The 14,435-nt window shown below is 65.4% G+C and carries 12 protein-coding genes; 4 read left to right on the top strand and 8 right to left on the bottom strand.

The genetic code is table 11. The features are described 5' to 3' along the window. Positions 1-54 precede the first annotated feature (54 nt). Entirely contained in the window at positions 55-1,329 is a 1,275-nt protein-coding gene (locus tag AC1DCF_RS03285) for a uracil-xanthine permease family protein (protein WP_477209834.1), read from the top strand. An 87-nt stretch (positions 1,330-1,416) separates the two neighbouring features. Here the strand turns inward: AC1DCF_RS03285 and AC1DCF_RS03290 are convergent, their stop codons facing one another. From AC1DCF_RS03290 to AC1DCF_RS03300, 3 genes are read right to left on the bottom strand one after another with little or no spacing between them, the layout of a single operon-like run. After that, positions 1,417-1,752 carry a peptidase gene (locus AC1DCF_RS03290; RefSeq protein ID WP_477209758.1) on the bottom strand — a complete coding sequence of 112 codons (336 nt, stop codon included), beginning with the start codon at positions 1,750-1,752 and terminating at the stop codon, positions 1,417-1,419. Beyond that, positions 1,749-2,948: an inorganic phosphate transporter gene (locus tag AC1DCF_RS03295; RefSeq protein ID WP_477209759.1), complete on the bottom strand. Its 1,200-nt coding sequence runs from the start codon at positions 2,946-2,948 to the stop codon at positions 1,749-1,751. Before AC1DCF_RS03295 ends, AC1DCF_RS03290 begins: the two co-directional genes overlap by 4 nt. A gap of 18 nt (positions 2,949-2,966) precedes the next feature. Next, positions 2,967-3,548 carry an 8-oxo-dGTP diphosphatase gene (locus tag AC1DCF_RS03300; protein WP_477209760.1) on the bottom strand — a complete coding sequence of 194 codons (582 nt, stop codon included), beginning with the start codon at positions 3,546-3,548 and terminating at the stop codon, positions 2,967-2,969. A gap of 118 nt (positions 3,549-3,666) precedes the next feature. Between AC1DCF_RS03300 and AC1DCF_RS03305 the strand changes: the two genes are divergently transcribed. Further along, entirely contained in the window at positions 3,667-3,921 is a 255-nt protein-coding gene (locus AC1DCF_RS03305; protein ID WP_441791145.1) for a mycoredoxin, read from the top strand. A gap of 63 nt (positions 3,922-3,984) precedes the next feature. On the opposite strand, the gene AC1DCF_RS03310 is transcribed toward AC1DCF_RS03305, so the two are convergent. The 4 genes from AC1DCF_RS03310 to AC1DCF_RS03325 all read right to left on the bottom strand — a co-directional run bounded on the left by AC1DCF_RS03310 (position 3,985) and on the right by AC1DCF_RS03325 (position 9,846). Continuing rightward, positions 3,985-5,013: a 6-phosphofructokinase gene (locus tag AC1DCF_RS03310; RefSeq protein ID WP_477209761.1), complete on the bottom strand. Its 1,029-nt coding sequence runs from the start codon at positions 5,011-5,013 to the stop codon at positions 3,985-3,987. Between the two features lie 110 nt (positions 5,014-5,123). After that, a complete protein-coding gene (locus tag AC1DCF_RS03315; protein ID WP_441791147.1) occupies positions 5,124-7,310 on the bottom strand; it encodes a DEAD/DEAH box helicase in 2,187 nt (728 codons plus the stop codon). A gap of 237 nt (positions 7,311-7,547) precedes the next feature. Beyond that, positions 7,548-7,904: a DUF6804 family protein gene (locus AC1DCF_RS03320; protein WP_441791148.1), complete on the bottom strand. Its 357-nt coding sequence runs from the start codon at positions 7,902-7,904 to the stop codon at positions 7,548-7,550. A 73-nt stretch (positions 7,905-7,977) separates the two neighbouring features. Further along, complete coding sequence (locus AC1DCF_RS03325) at positions 7,978-9,846, bottom strand: DUF2207 family protein (protein ID WP_477209762.1); 1,869 nt, start codon at positions 9,844-9,846, stop codon at positions 7,978-7,980. 114 nt (positions 9,847-9,960) lie between these two features. Here AC1DCF_RS03325 and AC1DCF_RS03330 point away from each other — a divergent pair, with 114 nt between their 5' ends. Both AC1DCF_RS03330 and AC1DCF_RS03335 read left to right on the top strand, forming a co-directional pair. Then, positions 9,961-12,033 carry a heavy metal translocating P-type ATPase gene (locus tag AC1DCF_RS03330; RefSeq protein ID WP_477209763.1) on the top strand — a complete coding sequence of 691 codons (2,073 nt, stop codon included), beginning with the start codon at positions 9,961-9,963 and terminating at the stop codon, positions 12,031-12,033. A 159-nt stretch (positions 12,034-12,192) separates the two neighbouring features. After that, on the top strand, positions 12,193-13,863 hold the full coding sequence (locus AC1DCF_RS03335) for a SulP family inorganic anion transporter (protein WP_477209764.1): 1,671 nt from the start codon (positions 12,193-12,195) through the stop codon (positions 13,861-13,863). A 75-nt stretch (positions 13,864-13,938) separates the two neighbouring features. Here AC1DCF_RS03335 and AC1DCF_RS03340 read toward each other — a convergent pair whose 3' ends face one another. Further along, the gene (locus AC1DCF_RS03340) at positions 13,939-14,292 is read right to left on the bottom strand and encodes an SPW repeat protein (protein WP_477209765.1); all 354 of its coding nucleotides are present in this window, start codon (positions 14,290-14,292) and stop codon (positions 13,939-13,941) included. Between the last annotated feature and the right edge of the window lie 143 nt (positions 14,293-14,435).

Genomic DNA, 14,435 nt, shown 5'->3' on the forward strand with positions numbered 1-14,435 from the left:
GGCCGGCGCCCACTACGATCGGCAAGGATCTAAATCGAATTGGAACGAGGAACTATGGCGCTGCCCTGGAAACTGCACGGCGACGGTAAGACTGTCGGAGTATCGGATGTTGTCGCACCCGACGAAAGAATGACCTGGCCGCGCACGATCGGGATCGGAGCCCAGCACGTCGTCGCGATGTTCGGCGCCACCTTCCTCGTTCCGATTCTCACCGGGTTTCCCCCGTCGACGACTCTGCTGTTCTCCGGTATCGGCACGCTGCTCTTTCTGCTGATCACCCGCAATAAGCTGCCCAGCTATCTGGGCTCCTCGTTTGCGTTCATCGCCCCGATCACTGCGGCGACCGCAACGACCGGCATGGGCAGCGCCCTGTTCGGCATCGTCGTCGTCGGCGCGCTGCTGGCCATCGTCGGCGTGATCGTTCAGCTCACCGGCACCGGCTGGATCGACGCACTGATGCCTCCCGTCGTCGCCGGCGCCATTGTGGCGCTGATCGGCTTCAACCTGGCACCCGCTGCTCGCGACAACTTCGACAAGGCACCGCTCACCGCGCTGATCACCCTTCTCGCCGTCATCCTCTGCACCGTCGTCTTCCGTGGCATTCTCGGTCGCCTCTCGATCTTCCTCGGCGTGATCGTCGGCTACATCGCCGCCGTTCTCTTCGGCCAGGTCGACTTCAGCAGCGTCGCGGATGCCGCCTGGTTCGGACTCCCCGAGTTCAACTCGCCGGACAACCCGTTCACGAACCCGGCAGTGCTCGGCGTTCTCCCCGCCTTCCTGCCCGTCGTGCTCGTGCTGATCGCCGAGAACGTCGGACACATCAAGGGGGTTGCCCAGATGACCGACCCGAGCGTCAACAAGCAGACGGGCCGGGCGCTGATGGCCGACGGCCTGGCCACCGTTCTCGCCGGATTCGGCGGCGGTTCGGCCACCACGACCTACGGCGAGAACATCGGCGTGATGGCGGCCACCCGCATCTACTCCACGGCCGCCTACTGGGTTGCCGGCATCGTCGCGATCGCCCTCGGCCTCTCCCCCAAGGTCGGCGCCGTCATCAACACGATTCCGCCGGGAGTCCTCGGCGGCGTCACGACGGCTTTGTACGGCCTGATCGGCATCATCGGTGTGAAGATCTGGCTCGACAACAAGGTGGACTTCTCGCGCCCGGTGAACCAGTTCACCGCTGCGACGGCGCTGATCATCGGTATCGCCAACTTCACGTTCAGCATTGGAACGCTGACTTTCAACGGCATCGCACTCGGCACGATCGCGGCCATCGTGATCTACCACCTGATGAACTGGGTCGGCCGCCTGCGCGGAACCCTGTAGTCACGCAGCCGGGGCCGGCCAGCAGCGCCCCGGCAGACGAAACGGCCCGCACCCCCGAAGGGATGCGGGCCGTTCGCGTACGTGGAGCTACGAACCGTGCAACGCCGGCACGATCAAGTAGATGCCGTAGAGCACCGCGGCGCCACAGACCGCGAAACAGAGGTATGCACCGATGACGGCCAGACGCTTCTGAGAATCGGTGAGCGGGTTTGCCGCGGCGGCCTTGCGGGCACGCTTGGCCTCTTTCGCGGCACGAGCCGGCGTCAGGATTGTGATGGCACCGGTGAACTCGGCCGGCTCGACCATCGGGATGCGACCCGCGGTGGTCAGCAGACGCAGCCCGAGGGCGAAGAAGAAGACGAGCACACAGGCGGAGACCAGCGTGACTACGGCGACCTGAATGAAGGCGATCCACTCGTTCACTGTGCGACCTTCTTTCGTTCGCTCCGCGACGGCTTGCGGGGGGTCTTCTTGATCGACACAACCTGACCGGCATCATCGATGTCGTTCACGTTGACCGCATTGTGGTGCGAGATGCTTTCCTTGCGCGACCAGAGGAAGATACCGCCGATCACGACGGTGCCGAGCACCACGTCAATCAGAATTCCGATCGGGCCGAGCAATGCCAGGCCGGCCGCGAATGCGCCCATGATGGCCGAAGCCGGAAGGGTGAGCACCCAGCCGAGAGCGATCTTGCCGGCCATTCCCCAGCGCACCGTTGAACCGCGACGGCCGAGGCCGGAACCGATGACCGAACCTGAGGCGACCTGCGTGGTCGAGAGGGCGAAGCCCAAGTGGCTGGACGCGAGAATCGCGGCAGCGGTGCTGGTCTCGGCGGCGAAGCCCTGAGCCGGCTTGACCTCGGTCAGGCCGCTTCCCATGGTGCGGATGATGCGCCATCCGCCGGAGTAGGTGCCGACCGCAATCGCGAGAGCACAGGCCGCGATGACCCAGAACGGCGGCTGGCTGCCCGCAGCCAGGAATCCGCCAGAGATCAAGGTGAGGGTGATCACACCCATCGTCTTCTGTGCATCGTTGGTTCCGTGCGCCAGGGCGACGAGCGACGACGAGAAGATCTGTGCGTAGCGGAAGCCGCCACGACCATCGGGCTTGCCGATGTCGCGACGGGTGACCGCATAGGCGATCTTGGTCGCTGCGAAGGCGGCGAGGCCGGCGATCAGCGGTGCGATCAGCGCCGGCAGGATGACCTTGGCCACCACGACGTCGAAGTTCACGGCGCCGATCCCGGCACCGATGATTGCCGCACCGATCAAACCACCGAACAAGGCGTGGCTCGAGCTCGACGGCAACCCGCGAAGCCAGGTGATCAGGTTCCAGACGATCGCGCCGATCAGACCGGCGAAGATGAGTTCCGGGGTGATAGCGACCCCGCCCTCGCCCTCATTGATCAGCCCGTTCGAAATTGTCGTAGCGACAGCTGTCGAGAGGAAGGCACCAATCAGGTTGAGGATTGCTGCGACGGTAACTGCAACCTTCGGTCGCATGGCGCCGGTGGCGATGGGCGTGGCCATCGCATTCGCGGTGTCATGAAATCCGTTGGTGAAGTCAAATACAAGTGCCAGTACGATGACCAGCACGACGATGAGAGTGAAGTCCACCGGCGTCTTTCTCTGCGTTTATGAACCGTTGTGATCGACTACGAGAGCCGGGGATTCAGACGTATTACGGGAGCCGCGATTCGGACCCGTATGATCCTGACACTCACGGCCAGGCTGGTCAACTTGAGCGGAGTGTTCTACGACAGTTGCCAGGTCCGCTCCGAACGTGAAATCGGCAACTATCGGTATTCCAGCAAGAACTCCGGGGAGCCAATGCTTCGCGTCGTCCCACATTTCTGCGAGCGGAATCGCGTCGAGGTCGAACCATTCCGGGTTCAACTCGTCGGATTCCGTGGGCGTTCCCGACCAGGTCGAGCAGACGAAAACGCTTGACTCCTGGCTCCATGCCGAACGATGCGGGAACCAATAGCTCAGGCGCCCCATCGGCACGAGGTCTGACGCTCGTACTGTGAGACCGGATTCCTCGTGGATCTCGCGCACTGCGGCATCGACCGGGGACTCCCCCGGTTCGAGCTTGCCACCGAGTCCGACGAAGTTTCCGAGGCCGAGGCCCTTCTTCTTGCGTCCCAGCAAAACCTGGGTGCGTCCGTCGCCCGTCTGGCGGAGCAGGTAGCTCACGCAAACCTGAGGCAACGTCATGGTTCCAGCGTAGCGGGCCACCCCCGGGCGAACCTGGCTTATTCCAGAGTGCGCCCTGTGCGGCCGCCACAGTTCCCCGCACAGAAGGCTGCCACGCGGACTCAGTTAGGCTCTGCACATGGACTTTGTGCCCGAATCAGGAACCATCACCATGTTCACCACGAGCTGGTGCGGCTATTGCAGCCGCTTGAAAACCCAACTCGACAAGGTCGGCATCGGCTACAGCGAGGTCAACATCGAAGACGTCGACGGCACCGCCGAACTCGTCATGAGCCTGAATGGCGGCAACCAGACGGTGCCGACCGTGCTGTTTCCGGATGGCTCGGCCGCGACCAACCCGTCGCTGGCGCAGGTTCAGGCCAAACTCGCCTGAACCCCCGCCGCGCGGCAGTCGACCTCCACGTGGTCGGGAGACCGACAGCCGGTCGGCAGGTTCTTAACCGAAGAGAACTGCCGCCTCGTCGTAGCGATCCTGCGGAACCGTCTTCAGGCCGCCGGTGGCTTCCTTGATGCTGACGATCTCGATCTCAGTGCCCTTGAGCGAGACCATCGAGCCCCACTGCTCGGCCTGGATGGCGTCGATGGCGGCCATGCCCAGACGCGTGGCGAGCACGCGGTCATAGGCCGACGGAGCGCCGCCACGCTGGGTGTGACCGAGAACCGTCGCACGGGATTCGATTCCGGTGCGCTCTTCGATCATCGGGGCGATCAATTCGCTGATCCCGCCGAGACGCGGACGGTTGAAGGCGTCGAGCCCCTTGTGCGAGTGGGCCTCTTCCATTCCGGCGAGCAAGAAGCCCTCGGACACGACGATGACCGGCGCACGGCCGCGGTCGCGCACGTGCTCGACCCATTCGCAGATCTGCTCGATGGTTTGCGGCTGCTCGGGAATCAGAATGGCGTGAGCGCCGCCGGCCATGCCGGAGTGCAGGGCGATCCAGCCGACGTGGCGTCCCATGACCTCGATGACCATGCAGCGACCGTGCGATTCGGCGGTGGTGCGCAGGCGGTCGATGGCTTCGGTTGCGATCTCGACGGCCGTGTCGAATCCGAACGAGTAGTCGGTGGCGGCCAGGTCGTTGTCGATGGTCTTCGGTACGCCGACGATCTTGATTCCGGCATCCGTCAGACGCTGTGCAGCGGCAAGCGTTCCTTCGCCGCCGATCGCGATGATCGCGTCGATGCCCTGAGCGTCAAGACGCTTCTGGATGTTCTCCGGCCCGCCGTGCTCGCCCTCGAACGGGTTGGTGCGGGAGCTGCCCAGAATCGTGCCGCCCTGCTTCGAGAGGCCACGCACGCTGTGACGGTCGAGAGGCATGAAGTCGCCCTCGACGAGGCCGCGCCAGCCGTTGCGGATGCCGACGAACTCGTCGTCGTGAATGCGCACGCCCTTCAAAACGGCACCGCGGATAACAGCGTTCAAGCCGGGGCAGTCTCCACCGCTGGTGAGGATACCGATTTTCATAGTGGCCGCTCTTTCATGGAACAGGAGGGAATCGAAAAACGGCGCCATTACCGTCTACACATCATGGTGGGCCGAGCCCCGAACGATCAAATCAGGGGCTCGGCCGCCGGCTACAGCGTTCCGTCGAGCGCCTGCGTGAGCAAGTAAATCAGCGCGCTGGCCTGGATCGAGTCTGACGACGTGTCGGCCTCCTCCGAGCCATCGAGCGCACGGGCCGCGAGACCCTGCTTGCTCCCGATGAGATCGGCGATGCGTGCGTCGATGGTGTGCGCTGCGATGATTCGCCACGCGGTGACCGGCTCGTCCTGACCAATTCGGTGCACGCGGTCGATCGCCTGGGTCTGTTCGGCTGCGGTCCAGCTGAGCTCGGCCAGCACGACGTTCGAGGATGCCTGCAGGTTGACTCCGACGCCGGCAGCGGTGAGCGAGCAGACCGCGACAGCGACCTCTGGGTCATTGTTGAAGGCGTCGATGGCGGCCTGGCGGGCCAGAGCGGTCTGGTCGCCGCGGAGCGACACGGTGCGGAGGCCTCGCTTGGCGAAGGTGTCTTCTGCGGCATCCATCACGTCGATGTGCTTCGCGAAGAACACGACCTTGCCCACCGAGCGTGCCAGCTGGGCAGCGTAGTCGGCGGCGAGGCCGGCCTTCGCCTGACCGATCTTGCGCACCATCGTGAAGACGTTCTCGCCGGTTGTTGCCCCCTTCGACTCTTCGAGTTCGGCGTGGGCGACCGCGCGGATGAACTGTTCACGCTGCTCGGCATCGGGCACCAGCTTGGTTTTGCCGGTGCTGCGGGCGGTGACCAGTGCGTTGTAGCGGGCGACGAGACGGGCGCCGAGCTCACGCTCAGCCTGCCTGATCGACCGGCCCAGGTCGTCGTCGAGCTCGACCGGCAGGTCGGCGATGCGCTTGGCCGGCAGGTCGGCAGCGACGTCAACCTTGCGACGGCGCACGATGCCCATGTCGATCACCGCGGCACGTGCCTCGGCGTAGAAACCGACGTCGGCCGGGGTCAGACCCGTCGCTTCGAGCTTCGCCATCAGTGCCGGAGTCGGCTTGTCGCCGTCGATCCAGCCGAGGAACTGCCAGATCGCCCGGAAGTCATCGACATCGTTGATCAGCGGGGTGCCGGTGAGTGCCATGAGCAACGGGTTTCCACCCGGCGTGCGGCGGCGAATCTGGTCGGCGAGCGAGAGAACGTGCTTGGAACGCTGCGACTGCTGGTTCTTGATGAAGTGCGCTTCGTCGACGACCATGCCTTTGAACCCGAGGGTTCCGAGCCAGGCCAAGTGACGGTCGAGCACGTCGTAGTTGACGACAACCACGTCGGCGAAGGCGTCGAGAGTGTCACCGTCACCGTGAATGACGGTGGCGCGACGGTTCGGCGTCCACAGCTCGACCTCGCGGGCCCAGTTCATCTTGACGACGTTCGGCACGATCGCGAGCAGCGGGTAGGCGTTGGCGACGGATGCCGCGAGCAGGCTCTGCGCCGTCTTGCCGAGACCCGGCTCATCGGCCAACAGGTAGCTGCGGTGGCCGAGGCGCGCGCTTTCGATGAAGCGGGCCTGGTGCCGCATCAGCTCCATGCCGGGAGGGGAAAGCCGGTCGAGCCTCGGAGCCTCGGGAAGGCTCATCGTCGCAGCCTGACCGCCGGAGCCGTATTCGAACGATTTGAACAGCGGACCGAGAAGCTCCCAGTTCGCCAGTCGGCGCGCCGAGACGACAGGCTTGGCCTGCGCGGCGCTGAAGTCGGGGGCGAGGAACGGGTTGGCGAGCTGGCGGGCCTTCACCGACTGCGGGATGACCTGGTTCTCGGGCAGCTCCGGCTTGGCTTCCGGTTCCCGCGTGATGATGAGTTCGTCGGGGCTCAGCTCGGCGCCCGACTCGAGCAGCCAGTCGCGACGGAATCGCTGGGCGACCGTCGACACCGAGGCGTCCGGTTCGAGCAGGGTGATCAGGCTGGTGTCGCGTGCAGCGGTCTTCGCCAAAATCTGGGCGATGCCGTCGAGACGTTTGAGCAGTTCGGCGCGATTCGCATCCGTCGTCTCCTGGTCGGCCTTGACTCTGGCGCGTTCTTCGCGCATCAACAGCGCGATGACCTGGTATTTGATGCGGTTGGTCGGGCCGAGCTTGCCGCCGGCTTGCGCCTTCGCCTCGACCTCGCGCACCTTGCGGGCGAGAATCGGGATGATGGGCGCGTCGTCGTCACGGGAGCGCGCGCGCTGCCGGCTACGGCTGCTGTCGGCGCGGGGTCCGCGGCTACTTGAGCCTGACGACTGCTGGCGGGTGTATGGCATTCTTCTCCACTTCACGGATGCCAGCTCGGGCGCTGCGCCCGAGTGGCGCTGCTTCCCGACGGGCTCCACAAGGAACCAATCTCGAAGGGCACCGGCATCCGCGGATGCCGGCTCGATCGATACGCCGAACCCTGAATCGAGCATCGCGTCGGTTGCTTGTCGTGTTGCTGACAAACAATCGCACGGTCGAGACGGTGACCGGGTTCTCAGGCGCGATACCCAGTGTACGCCCGCGAATTACTCGTGGCGCACAGGGACTTTCGTTCTCACGCCGACAATGATGAAGACGAGAGCCGCGATGAACTGGGCCGAGACCCAGCCCTGCCCGTGAAGTTCGATCACGAAGACCGGATTCCAGAGAATCGCGATCGGCACGAGCCCGATCAGCCACCACCATGACTTGGCCTGGATCACGAAGACGCACATGATGACCGCGAGAATGCTGACCACGTAGCGGATGACGATGTAGCCGTCGGAATCGAGCAACGCGAGTCCGGCGAGCAGCGCGATGGCGCCCAGCAGGCCCGGCGCGAGCGCCGACCGGGAGAACGTCGGTTCGGCGGGTGTTCCCAGGGGACGTCGGTCTGCGCGCATCCCTCAAGACTATCGAGCGAGAGCACGCGAGCCGACCGCGTCCGGCGTGACAGCGCGCGTGCGGGTTCGGCGGCTACACGCCCCCGCCGCCGCCTCCTCCCCCGCCTCCGCCGACCGAGGCGCCGCCACCGAAGCCTGAACTCGACGAACTCGAGGCGGTGCCGGCCCACGAGGTGGTGGTCGCCGTGGAAAACGAGGCGATCGCCGCACCGAAGTATGCGGCGTTGAACGCACCGGAGCCGGAGTACCAATCAGGCTCTGCACCACTTCTGGCGTAGTAGTCGCCGAGCACGGCCGACCACTCCTTCTCAAGTCCGAACAGCGCTGCATAGGGAAGGAGTCGCTCCGACAGCTTCAGCACGTCGAGCTGGCGCGAGGGGTCCGGCAGCGGATCGGTGGAGCCGTCGGGCCGGTACGGCGAGCGCAGTGCGCCCTCCGGACTCTGCAGCACCCGAATCCGGTCGGCTTCGGCCAGTTTGATGTAGAGCTTCAGCCCGGCCAGGTAATCGCGCAATTCCGCCCCGGCGGCGGTCAACGGTCGCACGACGGATGCCAGCACCAGCGCGGCCGCGGCGGACCCGAGACCGACGACCAGCGTGACCACCGGCCAGAAGCCCCCGATCTGGTCGGACAGCGCCATGATGCTGCCGAAGAACGCACATGGCACCGACCCGATCGCCAACGCCATCGCCCAGACCCGCAGTGCCCCGCCGCGTTTCACACGCAGCCCGGCGGCAATGCTCTGCTGCGGCGCTGCGGCGAGCTTCTTCTGGAGCGCGGCGGACAATTTCGCGTCCCGTTTGGCGAGTGTGCGCCGGGTTCCCGGTGCAAGGCCCGGGAAGAGATCAGCCAGGATGGCGTGTTCCGACGGGTCGAGGCCGCCGTCGTGCACCAACTCGAGGGTGTACTTCTTGTTTTTCTCGGCGAGCACACGCAGGTTGCCGCGCACCGCGAAGTGGAGGATGAGGGCGGGAATGAGCTTGGTCGCGGTGCCGGTGACGTTGGCCCCCTGGAGAAGACTGACTTCCTTCGGCGGAAGATACTCGGCGATGATCGTCGGCCGCCCCGGCGCATTACGCCACCGGCCGGCGCGTCCGATCACGGCCAAGACCAGACCGGCGAGCGCGGCCAGCGCACCGGCGAGGCCGATGCTCGGGGACGGGCCGGCCAGAAATGAGTCGTCGCGAGGCACGAAGGTTGCCGGTTCGAACCCGACGACCAGCGCCAGCCCTTCGTGAGTGGCCAGCGGCCCGGTCGATGCCTCGATGCGCCAGGCGTCGCCATCCGCCTCGCTGGTCAGATGCGCGCAGTCGGTTCCAGCCGACGCGGCGCCCTGCAGGCATCGCACCTGTCCGGTGAGTTTGCCTGCGATCGCCGGATCGACGATCAGGGTCGCCGAGACGTCGCCGAACGGCTGATCCCAACCGGTGCCGTTCACCTCCCAGAAGAACTGATCGTCGTTCGAATCATCGGGAACAAAAGTGACGTTGGTCTGCCGATAGGTGATCCGATACGTGTGGACACCGTGCACGAAATCGTCGGAGGCGATGGTGAGTTCCAGATAATCACCAGAGTCATCGGAGGTCGACTCGGTGTCGTAGCTCAGGGGCACACCGTTCTCGTCGGTGACGCTTTCGATTTCGAGTGCGGTCGGATGCCCGCGGTAGCTCGTCGGGATGGCACGCCTGATGCCGTGGTTCTGATCGAACTCGGGAAATCTCGCGACGATCGTCTCGGTAGTGGTGAGCTCGGAGTGCCCCTCGGCGGTCAGCCCGAGGCGCAGATCTGAATGCCAGGAATCGAAGCTGAAGTCGTTGGCATCTGCGGCAATCACCGTCGGCATCACAGCGGGAGAGGCGACGGCGGGGGCCGCACTGGCAAGTCCGGCCAGCGCGAGTGTCGCGCAGGCGGTGAGAACAACGAAACGGAGCAGGCGGCGCATAGGCCCAGCCTATCGAGCAGCTTGACCTATACCCCTAGGGGGTATAGCGTGGCAGACATGAGCGAACCGCGACACGATCATGATCACGACTCAGCCCCCACGATGGATCACAGCATGATGGACCACGCCGCCAGGGAACACGGCGCGATGGATCACGGCGCCATGGATCACGGCGGCATGGACCACTCCGGTCACGGCGGGCACGGCGACCACGTCGGCCAGTTCCGCCCCCTGTTCTGGATCATGCTCGTTCTCGCGATCCCCGTTGTGCTGTTCAGCGGCATGTTCGCGTCGATCATCGGTTACTCGCTGCCCGATTCCGCGTTCTTCACCTGGATCTCCCCCGTGCTCGGCACCGTCATGTATTTCTGGGGCGGCCGCCCGTTCCTGACCGGAGCCGTCTCCGAGTTGAAGGCCCTCAAGCCCGGCATGATGCTGCTGATCGCCCTCGCAATCACGGTCGCATTTCTCGCCTCCTGGGGCGCCAGTCTCGGCATTCTCGACCACGAACTCGACTTCTGGTGGGAGCTCGCGCTGCTGATCGTGATCATGCTGCTCGGGCACTGGATCGAAATGCGCTCACTCGCCCAGACATCCACCGCGCTTGAATCACTGGCTGCCCTGCTGCCTGACGAGGCGGAGCGCATCGAGGGCGACTCCGTCGTGATCGTGCCGCCTTCGTCGCTCGAACTCGGCGACGTGGTGATCGTGCGGCCCGGCGCCCGGGTTCCCGCCGACGGCGAGGTGATCGAGGGCACGGCGGATGTCGACGAGTCGATGATCACCGGAGAGTCGCGTCCCGTGCAACGCGGCCCTGGTTCTCACGTCGTGGCCGGCACCGTGGCCACCGACACCGCGATCCGCGTGCGGATCACCGCGGTCGGCGACGACACCGCACTCGCGGGAATCGCCCGGCTCGTCGAGCAGGCGCAGAACTCCTCCTCGCGCGCTCAACGCCTCGCCGACACGGCAGCCGGCTGGCTGTTCTGGTTCGCTCTCGGCGCCGGCGTGCTCACCGCCATCGTCTGGACGATGCTCGGCTACCCCGATGACGCCGTGATTCGCACCATCACCGTCTTGGTGATCGCCTGCCCGCACGCCCTCGGCCTCGCGATTCCCCTCGTCGTCTCGATCGCTACAGAGCGCGCAGCGAAGGGCGGCGTGCTGATCAAGGATCGGCTTGCCCTGGAGAGCATGCGCACCGTCACGTCGGTCTTGTTCGACAAGACCGGCACCCTGACCCGGGGCGAACCGGCACTCACCCACCTCTCGGTCACGGCCGGGCACACCGACGACGAGGTTCTCGCGCTGGCGGCGGCGGTCGAAGCCGACAGCGAGCATCCGTTGGCTCAGGCGATCATGCAGGCAGCCGCACTTCGGGGTCTCACGGTGCCGACGGCCACCGACTTCGTGGCGCAGGCCGCGGTCGGAGTGATGGGAACCATCGACGGCCGCCAGGTGAGCGTCGGCGGCCCGCACCTGCTCACCAGTCACGGCGCGACGGCGCTCGCAGCCAGCGAGCCGTGGACGCGGGCCGGCGCGATCATCCTCCATGTGCTGCAGGACGGGGTTCCGATCGGCGCGATCGGACTGGCCGACGAGGTGCGCGAGGAGTCACGGCAGGCCGTCGACGCGCTGCGCGTGCGGGGCATCCAGGTCGTGATGATCACCGGTGATGCGCAAGCCGTCGCCGATTCGGTGGCCGCCGACCTCGGCATCGACCGCGTCTTCGCCGGCGTCAAGCCCGAAGACAAGGCGGCAAAGGTGGCCGAGCTGCAGGCCGAAGGACGCACCGTCGCGATGGTTGGCGACGGCGTCAACGACGCCCCAGCGCTGGCTCAGGCGGATGTCGGCATCGCGATCGGCGCCGGAACCGACGTGGCCATCGCCTCGGCCGGCGTCATCCTGGCCAGCGACGACCCGCGCTCGGTGCTCTCGGTGATCGATCTCTCGAGCGCGACCTACCGCAAGATGAAACAGAACCTCTGGTGGGCGGCCGGCTACAACCTGATCTCGGTCCCCTTGGCCGCGGGCGTATTGGCGCCAATCGGGTTCGTGTTGCCGATGGCCGTGGGCGCGATCCTGATGTCGATCTCGACGATCGTCGTGGCGCTGAATGCGCAGCTGCTTCGCCGTCTCGATTTGCGGCCGGAGGTCAGTGCACGCGTAGCAGGAGCCGCCGTTTGATGTCAGCATGAGATCGGTCGCAGCATCCACGTGGGCCGACTTACGCCTGCCGCGGGTGTCGCTGCGAGAAGATGCGAACCGAAGGCCGAGCCCGATGCCGATGCCAACGCCCCACAACGCGTCATGAGTCCACGGCGGAGAGTTGCCCAGCTGATTCCGATGCTGGGTTGGATGCGCAGCTATGACCGACGCTGGCTGCGCGGCGATCTGATTGCCGGCGTCACGGTCGCGGCGCTGATCGTTCCGAAAAACCTCGGCTACGCCGGTATCGCGGGGATCCCACTCCAGAACGGTCTCTACGCAGCCGCGGCCGGCGCCATCCTGTACGGGATCTTCGGAACCAGTCGGCAGATCTCGATGGGCCCGAGTTCGGGGCTGGCCGCGGTGGCCGCGAGCGCAGTGCTCGTCGCCGGCCTGACCGACGAGGGAGACATCGCGTCGTTCGTTGCGGGCATCACCCTCGCCTCTGGAGTACTGTTCCTGCTCCTCGCCGTGCTCAAGATGGGCTGGATCGCACGGTTTCTCTCGCGCGCGGTGGTGACCGGCTTCTTGTTCGGCGCGGCCATCGATGTCGTCATCGGCGAGCTTCCCAAGCTCACCGGAAGCTCGACCAGCGGCACCAACTCCTTTCAGGAACTGTGGTCGTGGCTCGGCACGGCCGGCGAGTGGAATCAGGCCACCGTGATCGTCGGGGTGCTCTCGCTGGTCGTCGTCTTCGGTCTCAGACGGATCGCGCCGCAGGTACCCGGCGCGTTGGTTCTGGTCGTCGGCGGGCTGCTAGCCTCCTGGCTTTTTCAGCTCGGCGACCGAGGCGTCGCACTGGTCGGAGATGTGCCGCGCGGCTTGCCGTCACTTGAGCTTCCGAGCGTCGGACTGATGTGGGATCACGCAGGCACCGTGGCAATCGCGGCGATCGCGCTGGTGCTGATCGGCTTCTCTCAGACCGCCGGCGACGCCCGTTCTTTTGCGGCCAAGCACCGCTACCAGGTCGACATCGACCAGGAATCGGTCGCCCAGGGGTTGGCGAACACCGGCGCCGGGCTGTTTCAAGGGATGCCGGTCTCGACCAGCCTGTCTGCCAGCTCACTCAATGATCGTTCCGGCGCCCGCACCGGACTGGCCTCGCTCACCTCCGGCGCCATGGTGCTGCTCACCTTGCTCATCCTGGCCCCACTGTTCTCTTCATTGCCGAAGCCTGTGCTGGCCGCACTCATCATCGAGGCCGTGGTGATGGGCATGATCGATATCCCTGAAATGCGGCGCCTTGCACGCGTTCAGCCGTTCGATTTCTGGGTCGCGATCGCCGCGATCGTCGGCACCCTGGCATTCGGCGTGCTGGCCGGAGTCATGATCGGGATCGGGCTCTCCCTGCTCTGGCTCATTGGCGTCGCCACCCATCCCCACATCCCGATTCTCGCTCGGAAGGCCAAGACCCAGGTGTTCCGTGACCTGAGTGAGCATCCGCACGACGAAGTGATTCCGGGCGTCGTCGTCATTCGCATGGACGGCGGATTGTTCTTCGCGACGTCCGATGCGCTGGAGGACCGCGTGCGCGAGATCATTCACGTGAGCACAGACCTGACCGGCATCGTTCTCGACTGCGCGGGCGTCAACTTCATCGACTCGCAGGGCTCCGCCAAGATGAGCGACGTCGTCAGCCTCGCGAATGACTCCGGCATCACACTTCGCCTCGCCCGCCTGAAACCGACTGTCATAGCCACGCTCGAACGAGACGGCGTGCTTGAGCGCATCGGCGCGGACAACATTCACGGCAACGTTTCCACCGCCGTCCAAGCCCAACTCGACGAGTCGCCCCCACCGTCTGAATGAAACAGCTCAGAACAGAATGGTGCCCGAGGCTCGACGAGCCTCGGGCACAGCCCATTCCCTGAGCGAGTTCTGAACTCAGTGGGCTATCGGGGTTCGATGCTCCTGTCGGGCCGGCTGAATCGCCAAGGCGCCAACGACGATCGCCACAGCGCCACAGATCCATGACGTCCATGCAGCCCCGGCTTCCATGGCGTAGCCGCCAATCCATGGCGAGACCACCAGCAAGGCGCCGATCGCAACATGCACCCATTCCATGGCCACGAGACCGGGCATCGCCAAGCTCCACACGCCCGAGGCAGCGAGCAAGACACCCAACGTGATCATGATCGGCATGGACGAACCCGCCTGAGTCGTCCACAGAACGGAGAGCGCGGCATACGCACCGACGGCAACCGCAGCCCAGTCCTGCCAACGCGTCCATTTCTTCATCAATACCAACCTCCTGTGTCAGTTGGCTCCCAATCCGGGGGTCAGGTTAATTCTGAACTCCACCCCCGCCGCGCTCAAGGGGCATATTCCCTCTGTCCTGCCATTTCGAATCGAAGCTGAGCAAGACTCGAATACCCTTGAGG

This window comes from Leifsonia sp. 10L418, from assembly GCF_056395445.1.